The 1,546-nt window shown below is 38.9% G+C and carries 1 protein-coding gene; it reads left to right on the top strand.

Annotation, left to right across the window (positions count from 1 at the left end):
* On the top strand, positions 1-1,209 hold a 1,209-nt coding region (locus tag E1163_RS26360; RefSeq protein WP_155176058.1), incomplete at its 5' end, for an ATP-binding protein.
* Between the last annotated feature and the right edge of the window lie 337 nt (positions 1,210-1,546).

Genomic DNA, 1,546 nt, shown 5'->3' with positions numbered 1-1,546 from the left:
TTTAGTTATTATTTAGAAAACAATGACAGGGGATGGTCAAACTGGTCAACGGAAACCAAGAAAGAATATAACAACCTGGATCCGGGAGAGTATACTTTTTTTGTAAAATCGAAGAATATATATGGAACTGAGGGAAGACTGGCTACTTATAAGTTCAGGGTATTGGCTCCCTGGTATAAGACGGCTTGGGCTTATGTGCTATGGTCTGCACTTGCCGGTTTTGTAGTTTGGTTCATAACTATCGCTTACTCGGTTAGAGTACGTACCCAAAGAAAGAAGCTACAATTGATCGTGGCGGACCGCACCTATGAGGTAATGACCCAAAAGAAAGAAATTGAACAGCAAAACCATTTACTGAAAGCAAAAAATGAGGAAATCAGTACTCAGAAAGATGATATCCAGAAGAAAAACATTCAGCTAAGAGAGTCGCAGGAGGAGATATTGAGTATGAACCAGAAGCTGACCGAGCTAAATATGTATCTGGAAAAGAAAGTTGAAAAAAGGACTTCTAAAATTAAGGCCACCCTCAAACAGCTTCAACAGATCAACGGGGAACTTGATACGTTTGTATATAGAGCCTCCCATGACTTAAAGGGTCCGATCAGCAGAATTAATGGTATTACTTCCCTTGCTAAACTGGAATCTCCTGACGACATCAATCTCAAGTACTTTGATATGATCGAGCATACAGCTAAGGATATGGAAGTACTATTATCTAAGCTGGCGCAGGTTCATGAGATCATCAATAGTAAACCGCGCAAAGATGAAATTGATATTCCTTCCTTACTAAGTGAAATCCGGGATGTGATTAAGTTTCATGATAAAAGCCTCAAAACAAAATACGCCTTCGATCTCAACGTGGTCAACATTACCTCAGACCGGTACCTGTTAAGCATAATCATAAAGAACCTTATCGAGAACGCATTAATATTCCGTAAAACATCAAACATTGAGCCTCATCATATACACATTTCTACAAGTATTAAAGAGGGGATTTTTGAAATAAGGATAAAAGACAATGGCATTGGAATCCATGCTCCACATTTAAATATGATCTTTCAAATGTTTTTCCGGGGTTCGGACAAGTCTAAAGGCAGTGGCCTTGGGCTATACCTTGTTAAAATGTGTGTTGATAAACTTAAAGCCAGCATTGCTGTAGAAAGTCAGGAAAATGAATTTACAGAGTTTACCGTTAGTATCCCTTTATAAACGGATCAAACGGAATTTCTGGGAGATCCTAAATTTTCACTCCTTTGCTGACAGACAGGTGTTAACAGCAATCTGCAGACGCAGTAGGCAAACTCGTATAACATAACCATAAGCGCGGCTTACTGATTTTCAGGGGCAAGTTGCACTTTACTTGTTTACTTTCCAATCCATTTACTCCACAGGTTTTAAGCTTAAGCTTGTTCCGTATAACTCTCCCTTGAAAGCACATATTAACAGAATTTTGCTTTATTCATTAGCGAGTTACTTCCCTCCGTACTTGTGCAGTTATTATTTGGTTTATCGGTTGAAGAGATAACGGATCAAGCCGAATTTCAGA

It is taken from the genome of Fulvivirga kasyanovii, from assembly GCF_009711405.1.
Classification (GTDB): domain Bacteria; phylum Bacteroidota; class Bacteroidia; order Cytophagales; family Cyclobacteriaceae; genus Fulvivirga; species Fulvivirga kasyanovii.
This window is presented reverse-complemented; position numbering and strand designations above follow the sequence as displayed.